The organism is Pseudomonas sp. RG1, from assembly GCF_025910115.1.
GTDB classification, from domain to species: domain Bacteria; phylum Pseudomonadota; class Gammaproteobacteria; order Pseudomonadales; family Pseudomonadaceae; genus Aquipseudomonas; species Aquipseudomonas atacamensis.
Genome location: NZ_JAPCIK010000048.1, coordinates 35,011 through 61,227, shown reverse-complemented (window position 1 = coordinate 61,227; position 26,217 = coordinate 35,011). Strand labels below are relative to the sequence as shown.

The 26,217-nt window shown below is 61.3% G+C and carries 26 protein-coding genes; 13 read left to right on the top strand and 13 right to left on the bottom strand.

From position 1 onward, the window contains the following. Positions 1-20: 20 nt before the first annotated feature. On the top strand, positions 21-1,361 hold the full coding sequence (locus OK411_RS24385; protein WP_125918182.1) for a DEAD/DEAH box helicase: 1,341 nt from the start codon (positions 21-23) through the stop codon (positions 1,359-1,361). Between the two features lie 202 nt (positions 1,362-1,563). Here OK411_RS24385 and OK411_RS24380 read toward each other — a convergent pair whose 3' ends face one another. Next, positions 1,564-2,805, bottom strand: coding sequence for a TIGR03862 family flavoprotein (locus OK411_RS24380; RefSeq protein ID WP_264365808.1), 1,242 nt, complete (start codon positions 2,803-2,805; stop codon positions 1,564-1,566). 293 nt (positions 2,806-3,098) lie between these two features. After that, entirely contained in the window at positions 3,099-4,019 is a 921-nt protein-coding gene (locus OK411_RS24375) for a histone deacetylase (protein ID WP_264365807.1), read from the bottom strand. A gap of 83 nt (positions 4,020-4,102) precedes the next feature. Here OK411_RS24375 and OK411_RS24370 point away from each other — a divergent pair, with 83 nt between their 5' ends. The 3 genes from OK411_RS24370 (at position 4,103) to OK411_RS24360 (ending at position 6,243) form a co-directional block, all read left to right on the top strand. Further along, positions 4,103-4,672 (top strand): GNAT family N-acetyltransferase, encoded by a 570-nt coding sequence (locus tag OK411_RS24370; RefSeq protein ID WP_110603105.1) that lies wholly within the window; start codon positions 4,103-4,105, stop codon positions 4,670-4,672. 111 nt (positions 4,673-4,783) lie between these two features. Further along, positions 4,784-5,653 carry an acyl-CoA thioesterase II gene (tesB, locus tag OK411_RS24365; RefSeq protein ID WP_016773073.1) on the top strand — a complete coding sequence of 290 codons (870 nt, stop codon included), beginning with the start codon at positions 4,784-4,786 and terminating at the stop codon, positions 5,651-5,653. Beyond that, on the top strand, positions 5,650-6,243 hold the full coding sequence (locus tag OK411_RS24360) for an HAD family hydrolase (RefSeq protein WP_264365806.1): 594 nt from the start codon (positions 5,650-5,652) through the stop codon (positions 6,241-6,243). Before tesB ends, OK411_RS24360 begins: the two co-directional genes overlap by 4 nt. Positions 6,244-6,385: 142 nt before the next feature. Here the strand turns inward: OK411_RS24360 and OK411_RS24355 are convergent, their stop codons facing one another. Further along, positions 6,386-7,339, bottom strand: a complete 954-nt coding sequence (locus OK411_RS24355) for an alpha/beta fold hydrolase (RefSeq protein WP_130887736.1) — start codon at positions 7,337-7,339, stop codon at positions 6,386-6,388. Continuing rightward, positions 7,340-8,224 carry a neutral zinc metallopeptidase gene (locus OK411_RS24350; RefSeq protein ID WP_016773076.1) on the bottom strand — a complete coding sequence of 295 codons (885 nt, stop codon included), beginning with the start codon at positions 8,222-8,224 and terminating at the stop codon, positions 7,340-7,342. It abuts the gene before it with no gap. Between the two features lie 391 nt (positions 8,225-8,615). On the opposite strand from OK411_RS24350, the gene OK411_RS24345 reads away from it, so the two are divergent. Next, entirely contained in the window at positions 8,616-9,494 is an 879-nt protein-coding gene (locus OK411_RS24345; protein WP_016773077.1) for a DMT family transporter, read from the top strand. Positions 9,495-9,625: 131 nt separating this feature from the next. On the opposite strand, the gene OK411_RS24340 is transcribed toward OK411_RS24345, so the two are convergent. Further along, positions 9,626-10,963, bottom strand: a complete 1,338-nt coding sequence (locus tag OK411_RS24340; protein WP_024014417.1) for an MFS transporter — start codon at positions 10,961-10,963, stop codon at positions 9,626-9,628. A 274-nt stretch (positions 10,964-11,237) separates the two neighbouring features. Here OK411_RS24340 and quiC point away from each other — a divergent pair, with 274 nt between their 5' ends. After that, a complete protein-coding gene (quiC, locus tag OK411_RS24335; RefSeq protein ID WP_264365805.1) occupies positions 11,238-13,139 on the top strand; it encodes a 3-dehydroshikimate dehydratase QuiC in 1,902 nt (633 codons plus the stop codon). 101 nt (positions 13,140-13,240) lie between these two features. Beyond that, complete coding sequence (locus OK411_RS24330) at positions 13,241-13,918, top strand: TetR/AcrR family transcriptional regulator (RefSeq protein WP_016773079.1); 678 nt, start codon at positions 13,241-13,243, stop codon at positions 13,916-13,918. A gap of 117 nt (positions 13,919-14,035) precedes the next feature. Here the strand turns inward: OK411_RS24330 and OK411_RS24325 are convergent, their stop codons facing one another. Both OK411_RS24325 and aroQ read right to left on the bottom strand, forming a co-directional pair. Further along, on the bottom strand, positions 14,036-14,890 hold the full coding sequence (locus tag OK411_RS24325; protein WP_136494062.1) for a shikimate dehydrogenase: 855 nt from the start codon (positions 14,888-14,890) through the stop codon (positions 14,036-14,038). A 5-nt stretch (positions 14,891-14,895) separates the two neighbouring features. After that, positions 14,896-15,336 (bottom strand): type II 3-dehydroquinate dehydratase, encoded by a 441-nt coding sequence (gene aroQ, locus OK411_RS24320; protein WP_136494061.1) that lies wholly within the window; start codon positions 15,334-15,336, stop codon positions 14,896-14,898. Between the two features lie 292 nt (positions 15,337-15,628). Between aroQ and OK411_RS24315 the strand changes: the two genes are divergently transcribed. Beyond that, the gene (locus OK411_RS24315; protein WP_264365804.1) at positions 15,629-16,075 is read left to right on the top strand and encodes a DUF2442 domain-containing protein; all 447 of its coding nucleotides are present in this window, start codon (positions 15,629-15,631) and stop codon (positions 16,073-16,075) included. A 54-nt stretch (positions 16,076-16,129) separates the two neighbouring features. Here OK411_RS24315 and trmA read toward each other — a convergent pair whose 3' ends face one another. Together trmA and OK411_RS24305 are read right to left on the bottom strand one after the other, a co-directional pair. Further along, positions 16,130-17,209: a tRNA (uridine(54)-C5)-methyltransferase TrmA gene (gene trmA / locus OK411_RS24310; RefSeq protein WP_264365803.1), complete on the bottom strand. Its 1,080-nt coding sequence runs from the start codon at positions 17,207-17,209 to the stop codon at positions 16,130-16,132. Next, a complete protein-coding gene (locus tag OK411_RS24305; RefSeq protein WP_016773083.1) occupies positions 17,206-18,501 on the bottom strand; it encodes an NCS2 family permease in 1,296 nt (431 codons plus the stop codon). Before OK411_RS24305 ends, trmA begins: the two co-directional genes overlap by 4 nt. 220 nt (positions 18,502-18,721) lie before the next feature. Here OK411_RS24305 and OK411_RS24300 point away from each other — a divergent pair, with 220 nt between their 5' ends. Beyond that, positions 18,722-19,168 carry a YolA family protein gene (locus OK411_RS24300; RefSeq protein WP_258711707.1) on the top strand — a complete coding sequence of 149 codons (447 nt, stop codon included), beginning with the start codon at positions 18,722-18,724 and terminating at the stop codon, positions 19,166-19,168. Positions 19,169-19,234: 66 nt separating this feature from the next. Beyond that, positions 19,235-19,786, top strand: a complete 552-nt coding sequence (locus OK411_RS24295) for a DJ-1 family glyoxalase III (protein ID WP_264365802.1) — start codon at positions 19,235-19,237, stop codon at positions 19,784-19,786. A gap of 4 nt (positions 19,787-19,790) precedes the next feature. Here the strand turns inward: OK411_RS24295 and OK411_RS24290 are convergent, their stop codons facing one another. The 3 genes from OK411_RS24290 to OK411_RS24280 form a co-directional block, all read right to left on the bottom strand. Then, positions 19,791-20,078 (bottom strand): HigA family addiction module antitoxin, encoded by a 288-nt coding sequence (locus OK411_RS24290; RefSeq protein ID WP_016773085.1) that lies wholly within the window; start codon positions 20,076-20,078, stop codon positions 19,791-19,793. A gap of 14 nt (positions 20,079-20,092) precedes the next feature. Then, positions 20,093-20,371: a type II toxin-antitoxin system RelE/ParE family toxin gene (locus OK411_RS24285; RefSeq protein ID WP_038861219.1), complete on the bottom strand. Its 279-nt coding sequence runs from the start codon at positions 20,369-20,371 to the stop codon at positions 20,093-20,095. A gap of 100 nt (positions 20,372-20,471) precedes the next feature. Beyond that, positions 20,472-21,707, bottom strand: coding sequence for an MFS transporter (locus OK411_RS24280; RefSeq protein ID WP_016773087.1), 1,236 nt, complete (start codon positions 21,705-21,707; stop codon positions 20,472-20,474). A 470-nt stretch (positions 21,708-22,177) separates the two neighbouring features. On the opposite strand from OK411_RS24280, the gene OK411_RS24275 reads away from it, so the two are divergent. The 3 genes from OK411_RS24275 to OK411_RS24265 all read left to right on the top strand — a co-directional run bounded on the left by OK411_RS24275 (position 22,178) and on the right by OK411_RS24265 (position 24,886). Continuing rightward, entirely contained in the window at positions 22,178-23,623 is a 1,446-nt protein-coding gene (locus OK411_RS24275; protein ID WP_024014409.1) for a cytochrome ubiquinol oxidase subunit I, read from the top strand. Positions 23,624-23,626: 3 nt separating this feature from the next. Continuing rightward, positions 23,627-24,634 carry a cytochrome d ubiquinol oxidase subunit II gene (gene cydB / locus OK411_RS24270; protein WP_016773089.1) on the top strand — a complete coding sequence of 336 codons (1,008 nt, stop codon included), beginning with the start codon at positions 23,627-23,629 and terminating at the stop codon, positions 24,632-24,634. Positions 24,635-24,718: 84 nt separating this feature from the next. Beyond that, positions 24,719-24,886 carry a DUF2474 domain-containing protein gene (locus OK411_RS24265; RefSeq protein WP_016773090.1) on the top strand — a complete coding sequence of 56 codons (168 nt, stop codon included), beginning with the start codon at positions 24,719-24,721 and terminating at the stop codon, positions 24,884-24,886. Positions 24,887-24,958: 72 nt separating this feature from the next. Here the strand turns inward: OK411_RS24265 and OK411_RS24260 are convergent, their stop codons facing one another. Next, entirely contained in the window at positions 24,959-26,083 is a 1,125-nt protein-coding gene (locus tag OK411_RS24260) for a methyltransferase (RefSeq protein ID WP_264365801.1), read from the bottom strand. Positions 26,084-26,217: the final 134 nt, after the last annotated feature.

The window sequence follows — 26,217 nt, the reverse complement described above, 5'->3', positions numbered from 1 at the left end:
TTTTTTCCTACGGTACTCCCATGACTTTCGCCTCCCTTGGCCTGATCGAACCCTTGCTGCGCTCCCTCGAGACGCTCGGCTACCAGACCCCGACGCCGGTGCAGGCGCAAGCCATTCCGGCGGTGCTGGCCGGTCGCGACCTGATGGCAGCCGCCCAGACCGGCACCGGTAAAACTGCCGGTTTCGCCTTGCCGCTGTTGCAGTTGCTGGCCATGGAAGGGCCGAAAGTCACCGCCAACTCGGCGCGTGCGCTGATTCTGGTGCCGACCCGCGAGTTGGCCGAGCAGGTCCACGAAGCCGTGCGCCAGTACGCGGAAAATCTGCCGCTGCGTACTTACGCGGTGTATGGCGGTGTCAGCATCAACCCGCAGATGATGAAGCTGCGCGGCGGCGTCGATGTGCTGGTCGCCACACCCGGTCGCTTGATCGACCTGTTCCGCCAGAACGCGCTGAAACTCGATCAGCTGCAAACGCTGGTGCTGGATGAAGCCGATCGTATGCTCGACCTGGGCTTCTCGGAAGAACTGGCGAACATTTACCGCATGCTGCCGAAAAAGCGCCAGACCCTGCTGTTCTCCGCGACCTTCTCCGATGACATCCGCCTGCTTGCCGGGCAGATGCTCAACGATCCTTTGAGCGTCGAAGTCAGCCCGCGCAACGTCGCTGCCAACACGGTCAAGCAGTGGATCGTCACCGTAGACAAGAAGCGCAAGGCCGAACTGTTCGTGCACCTGATGCGCAAGAACAAGTGGAAGCAGGTGCTGGTGTTCGCCAAGACCCGCAACGGCGTCGATGCGCTGGTGGAAAAGCTTCAGGGCCTCGGTGTGAATGCTGACGGCATCCATGGCGACAAACCGCAGGCCACGCGCCAACGCGCACTGGACCGGTTCAAGCTCAGCGAAGTGCAGATTCTGGTGGCGACCGACGTTGCCGCTCGTGGTCTGGACATCGAAGACCTGCCGCTGGTGGTCAACTTCGATCTGCCGATCGTCGCCGAGGATTACATTCACCGCATTGGTCGGACTGGCCGCGCGGGTGCCACCGGTGAGGCGATTTCGCTGGTGTGTGCCGATGAAGTGAACATGCTCTCGGCGATCGAAATGCTGACGCGGCAGAACCTGAAGCGCCAGAACGAACCGGATTTCGAACCCGAGCACCGCGTGCCGGACACCGACGCCAGCGGTCAGGTGATCAAGAAGCCGAAAAAACCGAAGAAGCCGAAAGCGTCGGGCGGTGGCGGTGGTAAACGCAATCTGGGCAAGTGGGTCGACAGCGGCGAGACCTCGGCACCGGAGCCATCGATCAAGCCGGTGCGCAAAGTGCCGGTGTTCAATACTGGACCGCGCAAGCGCAAGCCTTGAGATCAAAGATCAAAAGCCCCTCACCCTAACCCTCTCCCGGAGGGAGAGGGGACTGATTGGGGAATGCTTGAGAGTTACGTCGACGTGATATATCAGTTGTGAATCCCTAATCGACACGATCGTTCAGGTCGTGCATGACGCCAGACACCTCGGTCGGCTCCCTCTCCTTGGGGAGAGGGCTGGGGTGAGGGGCAGGGGCGACTCAGTTCCCGCGCCGTAACCATTCCAACATCCCAAACCCCGCCGCGCGCCCGCTGGCGAAACACCCGGTCAGCAAGTAGCCTCCGGTCGGCGCTTCCCAGTCGAGCATCTCGCCCGCACAAAACACCCCCGGCAGGGCCTTGAGCATCAAGCGCTCATCCATCGCTTCGAACCTTACGCCACCGGCACTGCTGATCGCTTCGTCCAGCGGACGGGTTTTCACCAGAGTCAGCGGCAACGCTTTGATCGCTCGGGCCAACAGCGCCGGATCGGCGAATGTTTCGGCATCGGTCAGCTCGCGCAACAACGCTGCCTTAACTCCCTCAATCCCCACCTGACTGTGCAGATGCTTGGCCATCGAGCGGGAGCCGCGTGGTTTGCTCAGCACCGCCTGCAATTTATCCACAGGCCGGCCGGGCAGCAGGTCGATGTGGACAACCGCTGCGCCATAGCGATTGATTTCTTCGCGTATCGGCGCCGACAGCGCATAGATCAGGCTGCCTTCAATGCCGGTGGCGGTGATCACGCATTCGCCCAAGCGCGGGATGTCGTCGTTCAAACCGATGGCGATGTTTTTCAACGGCGCGCCGGCGAATTTGCTCACCATCAGCTCGCTCCAGGCCTGCACCTCGAAGCCGCAATTGCTTGGCTGCAACGGTGCCAGATCCACGCCGCGCTTCTCCAGCGGCAACATCCACGCGCCATCCGAGCCCAGGCGCGACCAACTGCCGCCGCCGAGGGCGAGCAGGGTGGCGTCGGGGTTTACGCTGATTTCGCCTTGCGGGCTGGCGATGCGCAGTGCACCGCTTGCGTCCCAGCCGAGCCAGCGATGGCGGGTGTGGATAACTACGCCGCTGTCGCGCAGGCGCTTGAGCCAGGCGCGCAACAGTGGCGCGGCTTTCATGTCGGTGGGGAACACGCGGCCGGAGCTGCCGATGAAGGTTTCGATGCCCAGTTCATTAATCCACTGGCACAGCGCATCGGCATCGAATGCGCGCAGCAGCGGGGCGATCTGCGGTGCGCGTTCGGCGTAACGGGAGAGGAACGCCGGGTAGGCTTCGGAATGGGTGATGTTCATGCCGCCGACCCCGGCCAGCAGGAACTTGCGCCCGACCGAGGGCATGCCGTCGTACACGTCGACGCGGATTCCGGCCTGGCTCAGCACTTCGGCGGCCATCAGGCCGGCGGGGCCACCGCCGATGATGGCGACGTGGGTGTTGGCGGGGGCGGAATTCTGGGTCATGGGCGTGCGCTGCGGTATGGCGGGACAAGGCGCGCATTCTAACAGCGCTGAACCCTGTGGGAGACACCATGTGGGAGCGAGCCTGCTCGCGAACGCGGTCTGTCAGTCAATTAGATGTTGTGGGTGCTAAAGCTTTCGCGAGCAGGCTCGCTCCCACCGGGGCTGCGGTGTATTTCGAGGCTGGTTAAAAAATAAACAGTGCGCTGGGCGCCTTGGGCAGCATGGCCTGCAGTCCCTTTCGCTCAGGTTATCCACAGGCAGTTCCACAGCGATTGTGGGTAACGCAGCACGTTTCAATGACATCCGTGTGAATCCCACACTCGTTGCGCGCTGTGATGGAGGATGCCGTGGCGGCGGGCGAGGGCGTGGCGGTCCTTGCTGTAGCCGCCGCCGATCACCCCGACCACCGGGATGTCGCGGCCCAGGCAGTGGCGCATCACCCGTTCATCGCGCTCGGCTACGCCCTCGTCGGTCAGTTGCAGATAACCAAGGGCATCGTCCTTGTGCACATCGACGCCGGCGTCGTAGAGCACCAGATCCGGTTGATACAGCGGCAGCAGGTAATTGAGCGTGTCATCGACCACCTGCAGATATTCGGCATCGCCCATGCCTTTGGGCAGCGGAATATCCCAGTCACTTTCGGCTTTGCGTGCGGGAAAATTCTTTTCGCAGTGCAGGGAAACGGTAATCGCCTCCGGCGTGTCATGCAGAATCCGCGCGGTGCCGTCGCCTTGATGCACGTCGCAATCGAAGATAAGCACGCGATTGACCCGGCCGCTCTGCAACAGGTACTGGCTGATGATCGCCAGGTCATTGAAGATGCAGAAGCCGGCAGGGTAATCGTAGTGAGCGTGATGGGTGCCGCCGGCCAGATGACAGGCGAGGCCATGCTCAAGGGCTTGCTCTGCCGCCAGGATCGAGCCGCCCACCGCGCGCACCGTGCGTCGCGCCAGCGCTTCGTTCCACGGCAGGCCGAGGCGCCGTTGGTCTTCGCGGGACAACTCGCCGCTCATGTAGCGTTCGATATAGCTGCGGTCATGGGCGAGGGCGAGGATGTCGTTGGGACAGATCTGCGGGCGCAGCAGGTCGGCGTCGCGGGTCAGGCCGCTGTCGACCAGGTGATCGCGCAGCAGCCGGAACTTGTCCATGGGAAAGCGGTGATCCGCGGGAAACTCGGGGCTGTAGTCTTCGTGATAGATCAACGGCAAGGGCATGGCTTGTTTCGCGCAGAACCAGGGAAAGAATGAACGATCCTACCAGCGATGTAGACTCAACGGCATGGGAAATGGAGGGGACGATGGAGCCGATACTGGAGCTGCAAAGCGCGCGTTTGTTGATGCGTCAGTGGCAGGACGAGGATTTGCCGGCATTCGCCGCGATGTGCGCCGATCCACAGGTGATGCGCTACTTTCCAGCGCCGTTGACCCGGCTCGAAAGTGCCGCGCTGATCGGTCGCGTGCGCGGGCATTTTGCCGAGCATGGCTTTGGCCTGTGGGCGCTGGAGCGCAAGGACACGGGCGAGTTCATCGGTTTCACCGGGTTGGGCGTGGTCGGCTTCGATGCGCCGTTTACCCCGGCGGTGGAGATCGGCTGGCGTCTGGCCAAGGAACACTGGGGCCTGGGTTACGCCAGCGAAGCGGCGTGGACCGCACTGCGCGCGGGTTTCGACCAGTTGAAACTGGAGGAAATCGTCTCGTTTACCGCCGGGCAGAATGCGCAGTCGGAGAAGGTCATGCAAGCGATCGGCATGCATCACGATCCGCAGGATGATTTCGATCACCCCAGGCTTGCGCTCGATCACCCGTTGCGCCGCCATGTCCTGTATCGCATCAGCCGCGAACAATGGCTGCAAACCTTGCATGAATAAGCCGACACGGACGTTTACAATGGCCGCCATCGTATTTGGCCCGTGCCAGAACCTGAATCGTCCGCCGCAGCCAAGACTGCGCGGTCATTGCTTTGTGTGAGGAGAGTCTGAATGAGCCAAGTGCTGGAAGATCTGGTCGATCTGCTGACCCTGGAACCGATCGAAGAAAACCTGTTCCGTGGTCGCAGCCAGGATCTGGGGTTCCGCCAGTTGTTCGGCGGTCAGGTGCTCGGCCAGTCGCTGTCGGCGGCCAGTCAGACGGTGGAAGAGGCGCGTCATGTGCACTCGCTGCACGGTTATTTCCTGCGCCCGGGCGATGCCAAGTTGCCGGTGGTCTATTCGGTTGATCGCGTCCGTGATGGCGGCAGCTTCAGCACCCGCCGTGTGACGGCGATCCAGAAGGGCCACCCGATCTTCACGTGCAGCGCTTCGTTCCAGTACGACGAAAAAGGCTTCGAGCATCAGGGCCAGATGCCGGCGGTGGTCGGCCCGGAAAACCTGCCCTCGGAGCTGGAGCTGATCCAGCAGCGTGCGCACCTGATTCCCGAGCACATGCGTGAAAAACTGCTGTGCCCGAAACCGATCGAAGTACGCCCGGTCACCGAAAAGGATCCGTACAACCCGCAACCGGCCGATCCGATCAAATATGTGTGGTTCCGCGCCGACGGCGCCTTGGCCGACATCCCGGCGCTGCACAAATACCTGCTGGCGTACGCTTCGGATTTCGGCCTGCTGACCACGTCGATGCTGCCCCACGGCAAGTCGGTCTGGCAGAAGGACATGCAGGTCGCCAGTCTCGATCACGCGCTGTGGTTCCACAATGATCTGCGCGCCGATGACTGGTTGCTCTACGCGATGGACAGCCCGTGGGCCGGCAACTCCCGTGGTTTTTCCCGTGGCAGCGTGTTCAACCGCGCCGGGCAACTGGTCGCTTCGGTGACTCAGGAAGGCCTGATCCGCCATCGCAAGGACTGGGCATGAGCCTGACCGCAGTTCGCCATTGGGTGTTCGACATGGACGGCACCTTGACCGTCGCCGTGCATGACTTTGCGGCGATTCGTGTGGCGCTGGCGATTCCGCCGGAGGACGACATCCTCACCCACCTCGCGGCGTTGCCAGCGGATGAAGCAGCGGCCAAGCATGCCTGGTTGCTCGAGCATGAACGCGATCTGGCGTTGGGCTCGACCCCGGCCACCGGCGCGGTGGAGCTGGTGCGCGACCTGCATGCGCGCGGTTATCGCCTCGGCATTCTCACGCGCAATGCGCGGGAGCTGGCGCATGTCACGCTGGAGGCGATCGGCCTGGCCGACTGCTTCGCGGTCGAGGATGTGCTGGGTCGCGACGAAGCACCGCCGAAGCCGCATCCCGGCGGTTTGCTGAAACTGGCCGAAGCCTGGCAAGTGCCGGCCAGTAACATGGTGATGGTCGGCGATTACCGCTTTGATCTGGATTGCGGCCGAGCAGCGGGGGCGCGGACGGTGTTGGTGAATCTGCCGGATAACCCGTGGCCGGAGTTGACGGATTGGCATGCGAAGGATTGTGTTGAGTTGCGGCGGATGCTGTTTGCCTGACATCTTCGTCGCCTGAGCCGGCCCCTTCGCGAGCAAGCTCGCTCCCACATTGGATCTTCAGTGCACACATATTTTGTGCATGTCATAGAGCTATGTGGGAGCGAGCTTGCTCGCGAAGGGGGCGGTGGATTCAGAAAAAAACCTACTGATCAAACAACGCCTTCTGCCCCTCCGCCGACGTCAGCATGCCATCCCCGTCATGCCCGACTCCCGGCACTTCCACCAGCCGCTGATTGACCCCCTCGGGATGCCGGCGCAGTAAGTAGCCGAAATACATTTTTCCGCGCATCAACCGGTAAGCCCCTTGCGCCTCGGCCGCACAGCTCTTGTCCAGCGCCGGGTGTTCCGGATCGACGTCCTGCTGCCCGAGCAGATAAATCACCTCACGTTTGACGTAAGCGCTCTCGACCTGCAACGGCGTTTGCCCGCCGGCATACACCGGCATGTCCGCCAGGCCGTACTTCCAGCGATTGAAACCAGGACATTGCGCGTGATCGAACGCCACTGGCCGCTGCTCGTTGAAGTACGCATAAGAAGAAGGATTGGCTACCACATAGCGCAAGCGAATGCCGTTGGCCTTGAGCGCTGGCTGATCCTTGGCCAGCAGGGCGTAACGCTGCACCACCTGGCCCCCGCCAGAGTGGCCGAAGATCACGATCTGCTTCACGTCCGGAAACTGTTTGCGATCGCTGACCCGCGCGACGATTTCATCCAGCGCCGCGTAGGAACTCAGCGGATTCGGCCCGGTGGACAAGCCGCCGCCCATCCACTCGTTGCCCTGCCAGCGCAGCACTGTCGGCGGCAAGGAATACAGGGTGACGTCACTTTCATTGAGAAACTGCGGAGCGATCACCAGCGTGTGCGCAGTTTGCCCGGCGAGTTCGGCGGCACTTTCCGCGCTTTTGCGGTAGGTCTCGGCGTTGCGCAGGCGACCGTGAATGACGATCAGCACCCGCTCGATCTTTTCCGGTGCCGGGCCGATGCCCACTGCCATTTCCCCGGCCTTGAGTTGCAGGCGACCGGGGCTGATCGCATCGACGCCGGCCGCTTGCGCGGTGCCGACGATGAACAGTAACGCCACAAGCCATTTATGCATTTACAGGGTTTTCGCCGCGAAGGTGTCGCACTGGCTTACCTGGCCTTGCGCGAATCCGGTTTTGAACCAGCGCACCCTTTGCGCTGACGTACCGTGGGTAAACGAGTCCGGCACCACACGGCCCTGACCCTGTTGCTGCAAGCGATCATCGCCGATGGCGTTGGCGGCGTTCAAGGCTTCCTCGATGTCGCCCGGTTCCAGCCAGTTCAGGCGTTTCTGCGCGTTATACGCCCAGACGCCGGCGAGACAGTCGGCCTGCAATTCCTGGCGAACCAGCAAGCCGCCGTCGCCCTCCATCTGCCGGCCTTGCTGACGCGCCGCCTGCATCTTCGCCGAGACGCCCAGCAGCGTCTGCACATGGTGGCCGACTTCGTGCGCAATCACGTAAGCCTGAGCGAAATCGCCAGCGGCTTTGAAGCGCTGCGACATCTCCTGAAAGAAGGCCATGTCCAGATAGACCTTCTGGTCGGCCGGGCAGTAGAACGGGCCGGTGGCAGAAGTGGCCATGCCGCACGCGGAGTTCACCCGATTGCTGAACAGCACCAGTGTCGGGTCTTTGTATTGGCGTCCGGCCTGCTGGAAGATCGGACCCCAGGTGTCTTCGGTGTCGCCGAGGATAGAGCGGACGAATTCAGCCTGTTCATCGTTGGCCGGCGGTGCCTGACGGGTTTGCGAGGTGGGCGCCGGTTGTTCCATCTGCCCGGTCAACTGGCCGAGAATCTGCATCGGGTCCTGGCCGGTGAGCCAGCCGATGCCGACGATCAGCACAATAGCGGTCAGGCTCAGGCCCTTGCCGCCACCGAAGCGCATGCCGCCGCCACCGCCGGCATCATCACCCCGGGCGTCGACGACGTTGTCACTGCGTCGGCCTTTTTTCCATAGCATGTGGGAATCCTCTTTCTATTGCCGGTGATGAATCTGCTGGTGATGAGTGTTGCCGCTGTGTGAGTGTGGCGCCAGTCCGGTCGTCCGTCCATGCACACGCGCCCACATGGTGCGGGCCTGGTATTGACGGTCGAGCGGGCCGTGAATTCAATCCCGAGTGGAATTTCTTCCGTCGAATTCATGAACCCGCTGTTTCGACGGCAGTCTGTGATGTTGCACACTGGCCGGGCGCCGAAGTGGCGGGAATCTTGCGTCACGGTTTTGCTCAACGGCGGTTTCCCGGCGAAGAAGAGTGCAACCTGTGCGGTTGCTGAAAGCTCAGCCGACTATGATTGCCACAACGATTGCCGCCAGCGCGAACGCTCGCCCGGATTTTTTTCAGAGATTGCCAATGACCGTCAGCACCCCGCTCTCCGGTGTCAACCAGCCCTTCAAGGGGATTCTGCTGATTGTCGTGGCGACGTTCCTGTTTTCCAGCCACGACGCGTTGTCGAAATACCTCTCCGGTTTTTATCCGATCGTGATGGTGGTGTGGGCGCGCTATGTGGTGCACACCTTGTTGATGGCGGGGATTTTCCTGCCGCAGTCCGGCTTGCGTGTGCTGCGCACCAAAAAACCGTTATGGCAGCTCGCCCGTGCCCTGTGCCTGCTCGGCACCAGCCTGTTTTTCACCACGGCGCTGCTGTACATCCCGCTGGCCGAAGCCACGGCGGTCAACTTTCTCGCGCCAGTATTGGTGACGGCGTTATCGGTGCCGTTGCTCAAGGAACGCGTGACGCGCGGGCAGTGGATTGCGGTGATCTGCGGCTTCATCGGCGTGTTGATCATCGTCCACCCGGGCGGCGAACTGTTTACCCCGGCGATCCTGCTGCCGTTCTGCTCGGCACTGTTCTTCTGCTTCTACCAACTGCTGACGCGCAAGCTCGCCGAAGTGGACAGCCCGACCACCAGCAACTTCTTTGCCGGGCTGTGCAATACCCTGGTGATGAGCGCGCTGGTGCCGTTCTTCTGGCAGGTGCCGACGTGGACTCACGCCGCGCTGATGCTCGCGCTGGGCAGTTGCGGGATGACGGCGCATCTGTTCCTGACCCAGGCCTTCCGTCACGCCGCACCAGCCTTGCTGGCGCCGTTCGGCTATTGCCAGATCGTCTTTGCCGGGTTGTTGGGCTGGCTGCTGTTCAATCACACCCCGAGCGGGTTGACGGTGATTGGTATCGCAGTGATCTGTTGCAGCGGATTGGCGGCAGCGTGGCAGCAGAGCCGGCGCTGAAGAGCGGATCCCGGTACAACTTGTGGGAGCGAGCCTGCTCGCGAAAGCGGTGGGTCAGTCGCCATATTCAGCGGCTGACGTGACGCCTTCGCGAGCAGGCTCGCTCCCACAATGGGATGTATGCAGGCAGGTTATTCGGTAACGGTCGGAATCTTGCGCGGTGCCATGAAGTACATCCACGTCAGTGCGAGGAAGTACATCGCCGGAATCAGCGTGAACAGCACCGTGTAATTGTTGTTGGTGACGGTGAGGATGTGGCCGACGATCTGGGTCATGAACATCCCGCCGATCGCTGCGCACATGCCGCCGAAGCCGAACACCGTGCTCATCATGTGCTTGGGCGTGTAGTCCATCACCAGGCTCCAGATGTTCGCAGTCCAGGCCTGATGCGCGCCGATCGCCAGCGAGATCGCCGCCACCGCCACCCACAGATTCGCCGAGCCGGCAGCCATGACCACGCCGATGATGCAGCAGGCAAACAGCAACATCGACAGCAGCCGCGCCTTGATCGAGTTCATGCCGCGACCGATCAGGAACGAGGACAGAATCCCGCCGCCGACACTGCCGAAGTCAGCCGTGACGTAGATGATGATCAGCGGAATACCCATCTGCGTGACGTTGATGCCGAGGTTGTATTGCTGATTGAGAAACGGCGGCAGCCAGTACAGATAGAACCAGAACACCGGCGCGGTCAGCGAGTAGGCGAGGGCGAAGGCCCAGGTGCCGCGCATGCGCAGGATCTTGCTGAACGGCACGCGGGCCTGTTCCGGTTCGACTTGCTGCTGGATGTAATCGAGCTCCGACTGTTTCACCGTCGGGTGATCTTCCGGATTGAAGTATTTCAGGCCCCAGAACAACAGCCAGATCCCGCCGAGTGCCGCCATGCACAGGAACGCCGCTTGCCAGCCCCACACATGCAGGACCAGTGGCAGCAGCATCGGCGTGAACATCGCGCCGACGTTGGTGCCGGCGTTGAAAATGCCGGTAGCGACTGCACGTTCACCGGCCGGGAACCACAGGCGCGTGGTCTTCACGCAGGCCGGATAGTTGGCCGCTTCCGTCAGGCCGAGGATGAAGCGGCAGACCATGAAGCCGACCGCCGAGGTCGCCAGGCCATGGGCGCCGGTGGCCAGGCTCCAGAGCAGCACGGCGCAGAAGAACACGCGCTTGACGCCGACCCGGTCGATCAGGCGTCCCTGCAGGACAAAACCGATCGCGTAGCCGACCTGGAACCAGAAATTGATGTTGGCGTAATCCATCGCCGTCCAGCTCATTTCCTTGGCGAGGATCGGCTGCATGACGCCGAGTGCGGCGCGGTCGATGTAGTTGAGGGTGGTGGCGAAAAACACCAGCGCCAGCATGCCCCAGCGGGTCTTGCCGACAGCCATGGCGCCGCGGATCTTGTCGCCTATGCCACCCGTGGCAGTGCTCATGGCCGGAGCCATGCGGGAAGTCTGTGAAGGAATCATGTGTTCCACCCGTTTTTGGATTTGTTATTTGGTGTTCTTTTCTGTCGAACACCTTGCCCGGTGGTTAGTGGCCGGACTCGATGTGCAACCGATGTTGGGCAGTGAACAAAAAATCGTCAATTCGCCAAATCGCCTTAGTGTTCGATAATCGCACGCAAAACTAACCGGGTAGTACACTTTAATTTGCTGCGCGCAGGGATGCAGCCAATAATTTGCTCATCCTATAAAAGCGGCGCGGCTCACGCAGCCGCCGTCTCCAAACGGGAGTTGAAACATGCAGCCTTCCATTGCCACCGTTTCCTTGAGCGGCACCCTGCCGGAAAAACTCGAAGCCATTGCCGCCGCCGGGTTCGACGGCGTGGAGATTTTCGAAAACGACCTCCTGTACTACGACGGCAGTCCCCGGGAAATTAAACAGATGTGCGCCGATCTGGGGATCGCCATCACCCTGTTTCAGCCGTTCCGTGACTTCGAAGGCTGCCGCCGCGATCGCCTGGCGCGCAACCTCGAGCGTGCCGAGCGCAAGTTCGATCTGATGCAGGAACTTGGCACCGACCTGGTGCTGGTCTGCAGCAACGCGTCGCCGGACAGTGTCGGCGATCAGCAAATCCTCGTCGATGATTTGCGCCTGCTGGCCGAACGCGCCGGCGCCCGTGGCTTGCGCATCGGTTACGAAGCGCTGGCGTGGGGCCGTCACGTCAATACTTATCAACAGGTCTGGGACATCGTTCGTCAGGCTGATCACCCCAACCTTGGCGTGCTGCTCGACAGCTTTCACACCCTGTCGCTGAAGGGCGATCCCAGCGCGATCGCCGACATTCCCGGCGAGAAGATCTTCTTCGTGCAAATGGCCGACGCGCCGATCCTGGCCATGGACGTGCTGGAGTGGAGCCGGCATTTCCGCTGTTTCCCGGGGCAGGGCGAATTCGATCTGCCGGGTTTCCTCGCGCCGATCATCAAGAGTGGTTATACCGGGCCGTTGTCGCTGGAAATCTTCAACGACGGCTTCCGCGCCGCGCCCCCGCGAGCTAACGCCGCCGACGGTTTGCGCTCGCTGCTGTATCTGGAAGAGAAGACCCGTCAGCGTCTCGAGCAGGAAGCGCCGCCGGTGGCCAACCGTGAAATTCTTTTCGAAACGCCGCCGGCCAGCCAATACAACGGCGTTGAATTTCTCGAGTTTGCCGTCGACGAAGCGCTGGGCGCGAAGCTCAGTCACTGGCTGCAACGCCTCGGCTTTGCCAAGGCCGGGCAGCATCGCTCCAAGAGCGTCAGCCTGCTGCGTCAGGGCGATATCAACCTGATCCTCAACTCCGAGCCGTATTCGTTCGCCCACAGCTTTTTCGAAGCCCACGGCCCGTCGCTGTGCGCCACGGCCGTGCGGGTCAAGGACAGCGGCAGTGCGCTGGCCCGCGCGGTCGCTTACAAGGGGCAGCCCTATCGCGGCTTGGTCGGGCCGAATGAACTGGAGCTGGCGGCGGTGCGCGCACCGGACGGCAGCCTGATTTATCTGGTCGATGCGGACGCCGACGTGTACGGCACCGATTTCAATCTGTTGCCGGACGCGCAGACCGGCGGCGGCCTCAAGCGTATCGATCACATGGCCATGGCGCTGCCGGCGGACAGCCTCGACAGTTGGGTGCTGTTCTACAAAAGCCTGCTGGATTTCGAAGCCGACGATGAAGTGGTCTTGCCCGATCCGTACGGTCTGGTGAAGAGCCGCGCACTGCGCAGTCGCGACAGCTCGATCCGGCTGCCGCTGAACATCTCCGAGAACCGCAACACCGCCATTTCGCATGCGCTGTCGAGTTATCGCGGCTCCGGCGTGCATCACATCGCCTTCGATTGTGACGACATCTTCGCCCAGGTCAGTCGCGCCAAGGAGGCCGGTGTGCCGCTGCTGGACATCCCGCTCAATTACTACGACGACCTCGCGGCGCGTTTCGATTTCGACGATGAGTTTCTCAGCGAGCTGGCCTATTACAACGTGCTCTACGACCGTGACGCCCAGGGCGGCGAGTTGTTTCACGTCTACACCGAGCCGTTCGAGGGGCGTTTCTTCTTCGAGATTATCCAGCGCAAGAATGGCTATGCCGGCTACGGCGCGGCCAACGTTGCGGTGCGGCTGGCGGCGATGGCCAAATCGCGCAGCGGTGCGGTGCGTCAGGCGAAGTTGTAGGGAATTCGTAAACGCGGGATCAAACACCGGCTGCGCGGCTTCCTTCACTGTCCCGCGCGGCCCATAATCGCCGCTTGTGCAGTGATGGCCGTGAGCCCGCGATGACCATGAATTCAGAACTTTCCGCCGCTGCTGTCGAGTCCGACGCAGTGCCGCGCAAGAGTCGCAAGAACAACCCGGAAAAGACCCGCGAGAACATTCTGCAGGAGGCGATCGTCGAGTTCGTCCAGCAGGGCTTGTCCGGTGCCCGCGTCGACGCGATTGCCGAGCGTATCCACACCTCCAAGCGCATGATTTATTACTACTTCGGCAGCAAGGAGCAGTTGTACGTCGAGGTGCTGGAGAAGCTTTACGGCGATATCCGCAGCACGGAAAACCGCCTGCATCTGGACGAACTGCCGCCCGAGTTGGCGATCCGCCGACTGGTGGAATTCACCTTCGATCACCATGACCACAACGTCGATTTCGTGCGCATTGTCAGCATCGAAAACATCCACAACGCCGAGTATGTAAAGCGTTCCGATGCGATCAAGGCGCTGAACAACACGATCCTCGACACCTTGGGCGGGATTCTGCAACGAGGCGCGGACGAAGGTTTGTTCCGGCGTGGCATCGATGCGCTGGACGTGCACCTGCTGATCAGTTCGTTTTGCTTCTATCGCGTGTCGAACCGCCACACGCTGGGAGAAATCTTCCAGATCGACCTGCCGGACGAAACCATCAAGCAGCGCCACCGCGAGATGATCTGCGAATCGGTGTTGCGCTACCTGAAGGCCTGACTCGATCTCCCTGTGGGAGCGAGCCTGCTCGCGAAAGCGGTGTGTCAGTCGCCCTGTTCGTTGACTGAATCGACGCCTTCGCGAGCAGGCTCGCTCCCACAAGAGTTACCCTGTTGTTCAGCCATTCATGCTCTGAAAATGCTCGAGCATGCGCTGCGCATCCGCCACCACGCCGCTGAACAGTTCAAACGCCTTCACCGCCTGAAACACCGCCATGTTGCCGCCATCCAGCGTGCGGCAACCCAAGGCGCGGGCGTCGCGCAGCAGTTCGGTTTCCAGCGGGAAATACACAATCTCCGCGACCCACATTGCCTTGCGCAGCAACCCGGCCGGCACCGGAGAGCCCGGCAGCTTGGCCATGCCCATCGGCGTGGTGTTGACCAGACCATCGGCCTGCGCCAGCGCCCTGGGCAAATCCGCTCCGGCCTGTGCGCGACTGGGGCCGAAATGTTGATTCAGATTGTTTGCCAGGCTCTCGGCACGCTCGCGGTCGACATCAAAAATCGTCAATTGCCGTACGCCTTCGCTGAGCAGCGCGTGGGCCACTGCCGCGCCAGCCCCACCGGCGCCCATCTGGACGACGCGTTCACGGGCAGCGTCTGTCAGACCCCGGCGAAAACCCTCGGCGAAACCGAGGCAATCGGTGTTGTGGCCGACACGCTTGCCGTCCTTCAGCACCACCGTGTTCACCGCGCCGATGCCGCGGGCTTCCGGCGACAACTCATCAAGCAGCGGGATGACCGCCTGTTTGCACGGGAAGGTGATGTTCAGCCCGGTGTAATTCATCCGCTCCGCCGCTTGCAGCAAGTCGGGCAGAGCCGTGCTGTCGAGGCGCAATTGATCGAGGTCGATGAGCTGGTACAGATAACGCAGGCCCTGCGCATCACCTTCGTGCTCATGCAGTGCCGGCGTGCGTGAAGCCTGAATCCCGGCGCCGATCAGCCCGGCGAGTATCACCCTGGAACGCGACATGGTTCTTACCTCTGCAACCGCTGACCGAAATGCTCCAGCGCCAGGCGGTAGCCATGGCTGCCGAACCCGCACATCACCGCCGTGGCAATGCCGGAAACAAATGAATGATGACGAAACGGCTCACGGGCGTGGACATTGGACAGGTGCACCTCGATCACCGGCAATTCACTGGCGACCAGCGCATCGCGAATCGCCACAGACGTGTGCGTCCACGCCGCCGGATTGATCACGATCCCGGCACAACGACCGCGCGCGGCGTGAATCCAGTCGAGCAGCTCGCCTTCATGATTGGTCTGGCGAAATTCCACGGTCAGACCGAACTCGTCAGCCGCGCGACCACACAGCGCGGAAATATCCGCCAGGGTTTCATGACCATAAGTCGCCGGCTCGCGGCTGCCGAGCAGGTTCAGGTTCGGGCCGTTAAGCACCAGAACGGTAGGGGACATGGGGTAACTCCACTTCTTGTTTTTGGCATCGGCCGAGAGGTTCCGGCCTGTGGAGATAAAATGTACTAGATGGTTACATCGGTCAATTGCCGAGAAATGACCAAGGCGTTTTGTGTTCGGTGATCGCACAGGCGCGCAATCAGGCGAGCCGTGAGAACTTTGCTTACTCTTTTTCTGCTCCTGCCGCTGTTCCGGAACGGATGACCACGCTAGCCTTCGGCGCGCTATGACCCCGATGAAGACAAGGTGCTGCTGTCCTTGATCGGCAGTTGGAAGGAGTTGAGATCGAATTATGAAAGTCATCAAGGCAAAACCGTCGGAGCATCGCCCCCTGACGGAAGAAATGCTCGATGTCGCCATCACACTTGGCGAAGTAAGACAGGCCAATAGTTTGCAGGCCGTGTCAGTGAGCTTCGAAGAATCCTCTTTGGTCGTTCGTTTCGAGGACGGCAGCGGTGTGTTGCTTCCAGTGAAGCTGTATCCCGAATTCGCGGGGTTTGAAGCGGCCGATTATGCAAGCCTGACGATCGGCTTCGCCGGCACTGCGCTGTGCCATGAGGGCAAGGATCTGGATATATCCATTGCCGGCATGATTTCAGCAAGCCCGCCGCTTATGCGGATGGCCGCGTCGGTCGTCGCCTCGCGCAACGGGCGTCAAAGCAGCGCTGCGAAATCTGCGGCAGCGCGAGCCAATGGCAAAAAAGGCGGGCGTCCACGCAAAACGGATATCGCGCCATAGCACCCACAAAAAAGCCGTCAATCACGACGGCTTTTCCGTATCAGCTACCCGCAATCAACGCCGGGTCAGCAGCACACCGGATTCCATGTGATGGGTCCACGGGAACTGGTCAAACATCGCGCACTTGGTAATGCGGTGGGTGTCATGCAACTGGGCGATGTTGGCCGCCAGGGTGTCCGGGTTGCAGGAAATGTAGAGGATGTTGTCGAAGCGCCGGGTCAGTTCGCAGGTGTCCGGGTCCATGCCGGCGCGTGGTGGGTCGACGAAGACGCTGCCGAATTCGTAGCTCTTCAGATCGATGCCGTGCAGGCGACGGAACGGGCGCACTTCGTTGAGCGCTTCGGTCAGTTCCTCGGCGGACAAGCGCACCAGCGTGACGTTATCCACAGCGTTTTCGCTGAGATTGCTCAGGGCCGCGTTGACCGAAGTCTTGCTGATTTCGGTAGCGAGCACTTTGCGCACGCGAGTCGCCAGCGGCAGGGTGAAGTTACCGTTGCCGCAGTACAGCTCGAGCAGATCGTCGCTGCGATCGCCCAAGGCTTCGTATGCCCAATTGAGCATCTTCTGGTTCACCGTGCCGTTGGGTTGGGTGAACGCGCCTTCGGGCTGGCGATAGCTGAAGGTGCGGCCGCCGACTTCGAGTTTCTCGACGACATAGTCCTGACCGAGCACTTCGCGCTTGCCTTTGGAGCGGCCGATGATGCTCACGCCCAGATGCGCCGACAACTGAGTGGCTGCCGCATGCCAGTGCTCGTCCAGCGGACGGTGATAGCACAGGGTGATCATCGCGTCGCCGGCCAGCGTGGTCAGAAATTCGACCTGGAACAGCTTGTGGCTCAGCGCCGAACTGGCTTGCCACGCGGCCTTCAACTGCGGCATCAACTGGTTGATGCGCAGGCTGGCAATCGGGAATTCTTCGATGAGGATCGGCGTGCGCTTGTCGTCCTGAGAGAACATCGCGTAATGGCGTTCGCCGCCCTCGCGCCACAGGCGGAATTCGGCGCGCAGGCGGAAGTTCTGCAGCGGCGAATCAAAGACCGACGGCTCGGGTGCATCGAACGGCGCCAGCAGATCACGCAAGCGCGTGACCTTGGCTTCGAGTTGTTCGGCGTAGGCTTGAGAATCGAAAGTCATGCGTTGAACCAACCCAGCTTGATCACAAACAGAATCGACAGAATCACCAGAGCCGGGTTCAGCTCACGGGCACGGCCGGACAGCAGCTTGATGGCGGTCCAGGCGATGAAGCCGAAGGCGATGCCGTTGGCGATCGAATAGGTGAACGGCATGGCCAGTGCGGTGACCACAACCGGCGCCGCCACGGTGATGTCGTCCCAGTCTATTTCCGCCAGGCCCGAAGTCATCAGCACGGCGACGAACAGCAGCGCTGGTGCGGTGGCGAAGGCCGGAACGCTGGCCGCCAGTGGCGAGAAGAACAGCGCCAGCAGGAACAGGATTGCCACGACGATGGCGGTCAGGCCCGTGCGGCCACCGGCACTGACGCCGGCAGCGGATTCGATGTAACTGGTGGTGGTCGAAGTACCCAGCAGCGAGCCGGCCATGGCCGCCGTACTGTCGGCGATCAGCGCACGGCCCATTTTCGGCATGTGGCCGTCCTTGCCCATCAGGCCGGCGCGCTTGGCGACGCCGATCAGGGTCCCGGAGTTGTCGAACAGGTCGACGAACAGGAAGGCGAAGATCACGCTGACCAGACCGATGTCCAGTGCGCCTTTGATGTCCAGTTGCAGGAAGGTCGGCGCCAGCGACGGCGGCATCGACATGATGCCGCCGAACTCGGTGACGTTCAGTACGATCGAGGCGATGGTTACGGCGAGAATGCCGATCAGCACTGCGCCGCGCACTTTCAGTGCTTCGAGGGCGACGATCACGGCAAAGCCGACGGTGGCCAGAATCGGCGCCGGTTTGGTCAGATCGCCGAGGCCGACCATGGTCGCCGGGTTGCTGACCACGATACCGGCGTTGTGCAGGGCGATCAGCGCCAGGAACAGACCGATACCGGCGGCAATCGCCGAGCGCAGTGGCAGCGGAATGGCGTTGATGATCCATTCGCGGATGCGGAAGATCGACAGCAGGAAAAACAGCACGGCGGAAATGAACACCGCACCCAGCGCCACCTGCCAGGTGTGGCCCATGTGCAGCACCACGGTGTAGGTAAAGAAGGCGTTCAGGCCCATGCCCGGAGCGAGGGCGATCGGGTAGTTGGCGATCAGGCCCATCACGGTCGAGCCGATGGCGGCCGCCAGACAGGTGGCGACGAAAATTGCGCCCTTGTCCATGCCGGTCTCGCCGAGGATGCTCGGGTTGACGAACAGAATGTAAGCCATGGCCAGGAAAGTCGTGACGCCCGCAAGAATTTCGGTGCGCACGTTGGTGTTGTGTGCCTTGAGTTGAAACAGCCTTTCCAGCATGTCTGCTCCCCGTGGCGCGCGTGGCGCCGTGAATGTATCGACCTCAACAGCAAAGCACAGACCGTCGCAAGCGCCTGGGAAATTGTCGTGGGCCGGAAAAAGCCGCGCATCATACCAGCCGCGTGAGTAATTTGGCGGATGTTGGTGTCGATCGTCGGCGAAGTTTTGCGCAGGCGACAACTGCGCCATACTGCGCGCTGATTTTTTGGAGTGGGCAGGCATGCGCAACGGCGGGATCAGGATTTTCGGATGGATTGCAGCACTGCTGCTGACAGCTCCGGCGTTCGCGGCATCGGCGCCGCCGCTCACTGAGGTGAAGGTGATCAAAGTGCAATCGCCATCCTGCGGTCTGGAAGATATCGCCGATAACCAGCCGCAAACCCAGTGCAATCACAGCGGGCCGAATATCAAGGTCTATGTGCTGGAAGTCGGCTATGGCCAGAACCAGCCGCACGTGACTTTGGATGGCTTCGAGGTCAACGGCACCCGAGGTCCGGTGTGCGCCTTCGATAATGGCAATCTCACTGAATGCACCCCCGGCAGCAAAACCGTCGGCTCTCTTTATACCTTCGATCTGGCCGGCAAACAGCAAGGCACCTTCAGCTTCAGCAACACCTCGATCAATGCCCCGCGCAACACGCTTTCGACCCAGCTTTACATCAAGTAACGGCTGTCTGCGAACAGGCTGGGCAAAGCTGACTACGCTTGACTGACTACCCAGCGGAAAGCGCCCATGACTTCCAGAGCCCTGATTGCCCTCGCCGAGGGCATCGACGATTTGCAAAGCGTGACCCTGATTGACGTGCTGCGCCGCGCCGGCATCGAAGTGGTCGCCGCCAGCATCGAAGGTCGGCGCATGCTGACCTGTGCGCGCGGCACCCGGCTGACTGCCGACGGCATGCTGGTCGATGTACTGGCACAGACTTTTGACCTCATTGTCCTGCCGGGCGGTGTCGTCGGTTCGCAGCATCTGGCGGCGCATCAGCCCTTGCAGCAGTTGCTCAAGGACCAAGCCAGCGCCGGCCGCCTGTTCGCCGCCATCGGCGAAGCCCCAGCCACCGCCCTCCAGGCATCAGGCGTGCTGCGCCAGCGCCGCATGACCTGCCTGCCCGGCGCCAGCCATCAGTTATCCGGCTGTACGTTTGTTGATCAACCGGTGGTGGTCGACGGCAACTGCATCACCGCCCAAGGCTCGGGCGCGGCGGTGGAATTTGCCCTGACCCTGGTCGAGCAGCTTGGTGGCAAGGCGTTGCGGGCGAGGGTGGCGGGGGAGTTGATGGCCTGACGGGTCAGCCGTGGGCTGCGAGGGGTTCTATCATTGGTTGCTCACGGTGCTCCGCTTGCCAAAGATCGTAGTCGGTTTGGACGCCTAGCCAAACGCGCGCCTTGCCGATCCCTGCACGCTCAAGTCGTACTGCCAGATCCGGGCTGATTGGCGCGTGTCCGTGCAGTACGCGCGAAAGATGCGGTCGTGCAAAGCCAAGGTGCCGGGCCAATTCGCTCACGCTGATACCAAGCTCGGGCAAGACATCCAGCAGCAGGGTTTCACCGGGGTGTGGCGGGTTGTGCATGGGCATGAGCCTGCCTCCTGTCAGTGGTAGTCCAGATAATCGACCAATTCGATATCCGAACCGACAAAACGAAAGATCACTCGCCAGTTGCCTGAAACGCTGAGCGACCAGTATTCACTCAGCTCGCCTTTCAACGGATGCAGGCGCCAGCCCGGCAAGTCCAGATCGCCGGGGAGTGTCGCTCGATCCATGAACTGCAACATGCGCGACAGCCGTTTTGCATGGTCGGCACGAATTCCACGAGTCGTACCTGTTTCATAGAAGCCACGAAGGCCTTTGTGCTGAAAGGATTTGATCATGGCGGCGAGTGTAAGGCGATACATTACACTCAGTGCGGTAACTATGTACCGCACGTTGTCGCTTGATATGTGCTGAGCAGGTGAGTTTTTTCCAAAAACCTCAGACCTTCTCTTCCACCGGCACATGCATCCGGTCCCGATTCGCCAACGTCGGAAACAGTTTGATCCACGTCCCCGTCACCACCAGGGTGCCGATCCCGCCCATAACCACCGCCGGCACGGTGCCGAACCAGTGGGCGGTGAGGCCGGATTCGAATTCGCCCAGCTGGTTCGAAGCACCGATGAACAAGCCGTTGACTGCGCTGACCCGGCCGCGCATTTCGTCTGGGGTTTCCAATTGTACGAACGAGGCACGGATGACCATGCTGATCATGTCCGCTGCGCCGAGCACCACCAGCACCGCCAGGGAGAACCAGAACGAGGTCGACAAACCAAACGCGATAGTGGCGACGCCGAAGATGCCGACGGCGGTGAACATCACCCGGCCGACATTGCGTTCCACGGCAAATCGCGCCAGAAACAGTGACATCAGCAACGCACCCACCGCCGGCGCCGAGCGCAACAGGCCAAGGCCCCACGGGCCGGTCAGCAGAATGTCCTTGGCGAACACCGGCAGCAACGCCGTGGCGCCACCGAGCAACACGGCGAACAGGTCCAGCGAGATCGCGCCGAGGATGTCCGGGCGGCTGCGGATGAAGCGAATCCCCGCCAGCAGCGAGTCCAGCGTGGCTTTGCCTTTATTCAATGGCGTCTGGCGTGCCGGCAGGTTGAGCATCAGCGAACAGGCGATCACATACAGCAGCACGGTCGGGCCGTAGACCCAGACGCTGCCGAATGCATAGAGCAAACCGCCGAGGGCCGGGGCGACGATGGTGGCCGACTGTTGCGCCGATTGCGCGGCGGCAACTGCGCGGGGGAAAAGCGCACTGGGGACGATGCTCGGCAGCAGCGCCTGAGTCGTCGGCATCTCGAACGAACGGGCGGCGCCGAGCAGGAAGGCGAGGATGAAAATCATCTCGCGGGTGACGTGATCGGTTGCGCTGCCGATGGCCAGTGCCAAGGCAATCAACGCCTGCAACGACTGGCAAAGCGCGGCGACCTTGCGCCGATCGTAGCGATCAGCGACATGCCCGGTGTGCAGCATGAACAGCACCCGTGGGGCGAATTCGACCAGACCGACCAGGCCCAGATCCAGCACGTTGCCGGTCAGTTGATACAGGTTCCAGCCGATCGCCACGGTGAGCATCTGGAACCCGCTGGCGGTGAAAATCCGCGCCAGCCAGAAAGCCATGAACGGACGATGGTGACGTAACAGCAGGGGCTCTTGTGTGGGCATCTGAAGGCAGGTCTTGGACGAGTGAACGGCGAGATTATCACCAGTCTGTAACAGGAAGTTGCTACGAGAAACAATTCAGTTAGCCAGACATCGATCTTTCATGCTGACAATCAGCCCTGTGGTGAGGGGATTTATCCCCGTTCGGCTGCGCAGCAGTCGTCGCTTCGAGATTTTGGGGCCGCTGCGCGACCCAACGGGGATAAATCCCCTCGCCACAGGAGAGTGAGGCAACTTGTCACGCGGCAAACCACCACGCAGTTCATTGGCAAAAATGGGACTACTCTTTCAACGTTGCTTGATCCAGATCAAGACCCCGACCGGAACTGATCTGGCGGCCATTTGGCCAGACTCCCTGCGTTGCGATGGTTGCAAAAAAAGAACGAATCCGAATTCGCCGCACTCCATATCCGTGGGGGCAGTGGTGCAGGCCTCCGGGCCAGCTACCCGTATTACCTGACAGAGGAAGCCATATGTTCGGTTTAGAGGCTCTGGATCTCGCCCGAATTCAGTTCGCGTTCACCATCTCGTTCCACATTCTGTTCCCGGCCATCACCATCGGCCTGGCGAGTTACCTGGCGGTGCTCGAAGGCTTGTGGCTGAAGACCCGCAACGACACCTACCGCGATCTCTACCATTTCTGGTCGAAGATTTTTGCCGTCAACTTCGGCATGGGCGTGGTTTCCGGGCTGGTCATGGCTTATCAGTTCGGCACCAACTGGAGTCGTTTCTCCGACTTCGCCGGTGCCGTCACCGGGCCGTTGCTGACCTATGAAGTGCTTACGGCGTTTTTCCTTGAAGCCGGTTTCCTTGGCGTGATGCTGTTCGGCTGGAACAAGGTCGGGCGCGGCCTGCACTTCTTCTCGACGGTGATGGTAGCGATCGGCACGCTGATTTCGACCTTCTGGATTCTCGCCTCCAACAGCTGGATGCAGACCCCGCAAGGCTTTGAAATCGTCAACGGTCAGGTGATCCCCACCGACTGGCTGGCAATCATCTTCAACCCGTCATTCCCTTACCGGCTGATGCACATGGCCACGGCCGCGTTCGTCGCGACGGCGTTCTTCGTCGGCTCGTCGGCGGCCTGGCACCTGCTGCGCGGCAGGGACAACCCGGCGATCCGCACCATGCTGTCGATGGCGATGTGGATGGCGTTGATCGTCGCGCCGATCCAGGCTGTGATCGGCGACTTCCACGGCCTCAACACGCTCAAGCATCAGCCAGCGAAAATCGCTGCGATCGAAGGCCACTGGGAAAACCATGGCGACGAAGCGACGCCGCTGATCCTGTTCGGCTGGCCGGACATGAAAGAAGAACGCACCAAGTTCGCCGTGGAGATTCCCTACCTCGGCAGTCTGATTCTGACCCACTCACTGGATAAACAAGTACCGGCGCTGAAGGAATTCCCACCGGAAGACCGGCCGAATTCGACCATCGTGTTCTGGTCGTTCCGGATCATGGTCGGCCTCGGTTTCCTGATGATCTTCACCGGGTTGTGGAGTCTGTGGCTGCGCAAGCGTGACTCGCTGTATACCTCACGGCCGTTCTTGCATCTGGCCTTGTGGATGGGGCCGTCCGGCCTGATCGCGATTCTCGCCGGCTGGTTCACCACGGAAATCGGCCGCCAACCGTGGGTGGTCTACGGTTTGATGCGCACTGCCGATGCTTCGTCGAACCACAGCTTCATGCAGATGAGCATCACCCTGATCATGTTCGTCGTGGTCTATTTCGCCCTGTTCGGCGCCGGTCTCGGCTACATGATGCGCCTGGTGCGCAAAGGGCCGAAGATCAGCGAAGGCAGCGAAACACCGGACGGTGGTCCAGGCAAGAAACGCACCCCGGCGCGTCCGTTGTCCGCAGCCGACGATCCGGCCGAGGGCGAGCACGAAGACAACACTCGCTTGACCAAGGAGATTTGACTCATGGGTATCGATCTTCCGCTGATCTGGGCCGTGATCATCATCTTCGGCATCATGATGTACGTGGTCATGGACGGCTTCGACCTGGGCATCGGCATTCTCTTCCCGTTCGTGCCCGGCAAGACCGATCGCGACGTGATGATGAACACCGTCGCCCCGGTCTGGGACGGCAACGAAACCTGGCTGGTGCTGGGTGGCGCGGCGTTGTTCGGCGCCTTCCCGCTGGCCTATTCGGTGGTGTTGTCGGCGCTGTACCTGCCGCTGATCTTCATGCTGATGGGCCTGATCTTTCGCGGCGTGGCCTTCGAGTTCCGCTTCAAGGCCAAGGATGAAAAACGTCATCTGTGGGACAAGGCATTCATCGGTGGTTCGATCGCGGCAACGTTCTTTCAGGGCGTGGCGCTGGGAGCGTTCATCGATGGTCTGCCGGTGGTCAATCGCCAGTTCGCCGGTGGTTCACTGGACTGGCTGACGCCGTTCACGCTGTTCTGCGGCGCGGCGCTGGTGGTGGCCTATGCCTTGCTCGGCTGTACTTGGCTGATCATGAAAACCGAAGGCAAGTTGCAGGAGCAGATGCATGACCTGGCGCGACCGCTGGCGTTTGTCCTGTTGGCAGTGATAGGTATCGTCAGCCTGTGGACGCCTCTGTCGCATCCGGAAATCGCCTCGCGCTGGTTCAGCATGCCGAATCTGTTCTGGTTCATGCCGGTGCCGATTCTGGTGCTCGTCACCTTGTACGGCCTGATCCGCGCGGTGGCACGTAACGCCAACTACACGCCGTTCCTGCTGACGCTGGTGCTTATCTTCCTCGGCTACAGCGGTCTGGGCATCAGCCTGTGGCCGAACATCGTGCCGCCGTCGATATCGATCTGGGACGCCGCCGCGCCGCCGCAAAGTCAGGGCTTCATGCTGGTCGGCACGTTGTTCATCATTCCGTTCATCCTGGGATATACCTTCTGGAGCTACTACGTGTTCCGCGGCAAGGTCACCCACGAAGACGGTTATCACTAATCCCATGCTGGGCTTGCCCTGTGGGAGCGAGCCTGCTCGCGAAGGCGTCCGCAGTGACGCCTTGGCTTAACGGAGATCGATACAATGACCGGCAAACATTCCCTGCACGACATTGAAGAAGCCGAAAAAAAGCCGCTGTGGCAGCGGCTCGGCTGGTTGGCCCTGATCTGGGTTGGCAGTGTCGGCGTGTTGTTCATCGCCGCCAGCCTGATGCGCATGTTCATGAATGCCGCAGGTTTGACCACCCACTGAAACATCCCGTCCCGGCGCCTTCGGGTATGGATTTGCAACCCTCCTCACGGAGGGTTTTTTTACGCCGCAGTTTTATTTGCGCGCCTTGAGGATGACGAATTTCGGCGTCGCCGCCACTTGCTCGACACCACGAAACAGGCGCGCCAGTTTGCTGTGATAGCCCAGATGCCGGTTGCCGACGATGTACAGCGCACCACCAACCACCAGTGCCTCGCGCGCCTGCTGGAACATGCGCCAGGCGAGGAAATCGCCAACCACCTGCTGCTGATGGAACGGCGGGTTGCACAGCACCACGTCCAGCGACTGCGGCGCCTGCCCGGCCAGACCATCGCCAGCGCGCACGGTGACTTCGCGATCGGCCAATGCCGCGCGCCAGTTCTCGGCAGCCGATTGCACCGCCATGAACGATTCGTCGACCAGCGTGTAATGTGCATCCGGGTTCTGCAAGGCGCTGGCGATTGCCAGAACACCGTTGCCGCAACCGAGGTCGGCGACTCGCGCGTGGCCAAGGTTTTTCGGCAGGTGTGGCAGAAACGCGCGAGTGCCGATGTCGAGGCCTTCGCGGCAGAACACATTGGCGTGGTTAAGCAATTCGATCGCCGGTTCGTCGAGGCGATAGCGAGTGGGGTAGGGCGATGTGGCGGGCGCTTTGCTTTCAGGCGTGGCGATCAGCAGTCGGGCTTTCTTCACGGCTAGCGACGCCTGCACAGGACCAACGTAGCGCTCCAGCAAGTCGCCGGCAGCGCGCGGCAGATGCTTGACCATGGCGGCGGCGATCACTTGCGCGCCGGGAGCGAGTTGTCCTTGCAGGCGGATCAGCTGTTCTTCCAACAGCGCCAGCGTCTTGGGAACGCGGATCAGCACCCGATCAAACGGCCCGACCAAGGGCTCACTGGCCGGAATCGGACGAATCGCATCGAACGCCTGACCATTGCGCAGCAGATTCTTTTCCAGCCCGACGAAACCCAGGAACGAGTCGCCGCTGCTGCTCACCTCGACCTTGCCCAGCAGGCTGATCGCCAAGGCGCCAAAGCTGTCGTTGAGCACCAGCACGCGGGTGCTCCTCGCAGGTTGTTCGCTGGCGAGATGATTGAGCAGGTATTCGTCCGCCGCATCGAAGGCTTGCAGTGGTTCATTCTGCTGTTCAGGCTGGCGGATCAGGTCGAGCTGGGCGAAAGGCGTTTCGAGCAAAGGCATGGGGCGGGGACTCAGGATATTCGGCAGATATCCCGTTGCCGGCAGATGGTGCGACGGGATCCGACCGAGTGGACTGCGATGCAAGCGGTATGCGTCATCACTCGGAAAGGCCTGAATGGTACGTTTTTTTGCGC

Bases quoted from the DNA above. Each gene is read 5' to 3' on its own strand.
- OK411_RS24350 (WP_016773076.1), bottom strand. From the start codon at position 8,224: ATGCTATGGAAAAAAGGCCGACGCAGTGACAACGTCGTCGACGCCCGG.
- OK411_RS24325 (WP_136494062.1), bottom strand. From the start codon at position 14,890: ATGTCGCGTTCCAGGGTGATACTCGCCGGGCTGATCGGCGCCGGGATT.
- OK411_RS24345 (WP_016773077.1), top strand. From the start codon at position 8,616: ATGACCGTCAGCACCCCGCTCTCCGGTGTCAACCAGCCCTTCAAGGGG.
- cydB (WP_016773089.1), top strand. From the start codon at position 23,627: ATGGGTATCGATCTTCCGCTGATCTGGGCCGTGATCATCATCTTCGGC.
- OK411_RS24380 (WP_264365808.1), bottom strand. From the start codon at position 2,805: ATGACCCAGAATTCCGCCCCCGCCAACACCCACGTCGCCATCATCGGC.
- OK411_RS24295 (WP_264365802.1), top strand. From the start codon at position 19,235: ATGACTTCCAGAGCCCTGATTGCCCTCGCCGAGGGCATCGACGATTTG.
- OK411_RS24375 (WP_264365807.1), bottom strand. From the start codon at position 4,019: ATGCCCTTGCCGTTGATCTATCACGAAGACTACAGCCCCGAGTTTCCC.
- OK411_RS24300 (WP_258711707.1), top strand. From the start codon at position 18,722: ATGCGCAACGGCGGGATCAGGATTTTCGGATGGATTGCAGCACTGCTG.
- OK411_RS24340 (WP_024014417.1), bottom strand. From the start codon at position 10,963: ATGATTCCTTCACAGACTTCCCGCATGGCTCCGGCCATGAGCACTGCC.
- OK411_RS24290 (WP_016773085.1), bottom strand. From the start codon at position 20,078: ATGCCCATGCACAACCCGCCACACCCCGGTGAAACCCTGCTGCTGGAT.
- OK411_RS24360 (WP_264365806.1), top strand. From the start codon at position 5,650: ATGAGCCTGACCGCAGTTCGCCATTGGGTGTTCGACATGGACGGCACC.
- OK411_RS24260 (WP_264365801.1), bottom strand. From the start codon at position 26,083: ATGCCTTTGCTCGAAACGCCTTTCGCCCAGCTCGACCTGATCCGCCAG.
- tesB (WP_016773073.1), top strand. From the start codon at position 4,784: ATGAGCCAAGTGCTGGAAGATCTGGTCGATCTGCTGACCCTGGAACCG.
- OK411_RS24315 (WP_264365804.1), top strand. From the start codon at position 15,629: ATGAAAGTCATCAAGGCAAAACCGTCGGAGCATCGCCCCCTGACGGAA.
- aroQ (WP_136494061.1), bottom strand. From the start codon at position 15,336: ATGTCCCCTACCGTTCTGGTGCTTAACGGCCCGAACCTGAACCTGCTC.
- OK411_RS24370 (WP_110603105.1), top strand. From the start codon at position 4,103: ATGGAGCCGATACTGGAGCTGCAAAGCGCGCGTTTGTTGATGCGTCAG.
- OK411_RS24355 (WP_130887736.1), bottom strand. From the start codon at position 7,339: ATGCATAAATGGCTTGTGGCGTTACTGTTCATCGTCGGCACCGCGCAA.
- OK411_RS24330 (WP_016773079.1), top strand. From the start codon at position 13,241: ATGACCATGAATTCAGAACTTTCCGCCGCTGCTGTCGAGTCCGACGCA.
- OK411_RS24280 (WP_016773087.1), bottom strand. From the start codon at position 21,707: ATGCCCACACAAGAGCCCCTGCTGTTACGTCACCATCGTCCGTTCATG.
- quiC (WP_264365805.1), top strand. From the start codon at position 11,238: ATGCAGCCTTCCATTGCCACCGTTTCCTTGAGCGGCACCCTGCCGGAA.
- OK411_RS24265 (WP_016773090.1), top strand. From the start codon at position 24,719: ATGACCGGCAAACATTCCCTGCACGACATTGAAGAAGCCGAAAAAAAG.
- OK411_RS24275 (WP_024014409.1), top strand. From the start codon at position 22,178: ATGTTCGGTTTAGAGGCTCTGGATCTCGCCCGAATTCAGTTCGCGTTC.
- OK411_RS24385 (WP_125918182.1), top strand. From the start codon at position 21: ATGACTTTCGCCTCCCTTGGCCTGATCGAACCCTTGCTGCGCTCCCTC.
- trmA (WP_264365803.1), bottom strand. From the start codon at position 17,209: ATGACTTTCGATTCTCAAGCCTACGCCGAACAACTCGAAGCCAAGGTC.
- OK411_RS24285 (WP_038861219.1), bottom strand. From the start codon at position 20,371: ATGATCAAATCCTTTCAGCACAAAGGCCTTCGTGGCTTCTATGAAACA.
- OK411_RS24305 (WP_016773083.1), bottom strand. From the start codon at position 18,501: ATGCTGGAAAGGCTGTTTCAACTCAAGGCACACAACACCAACGTGCGC.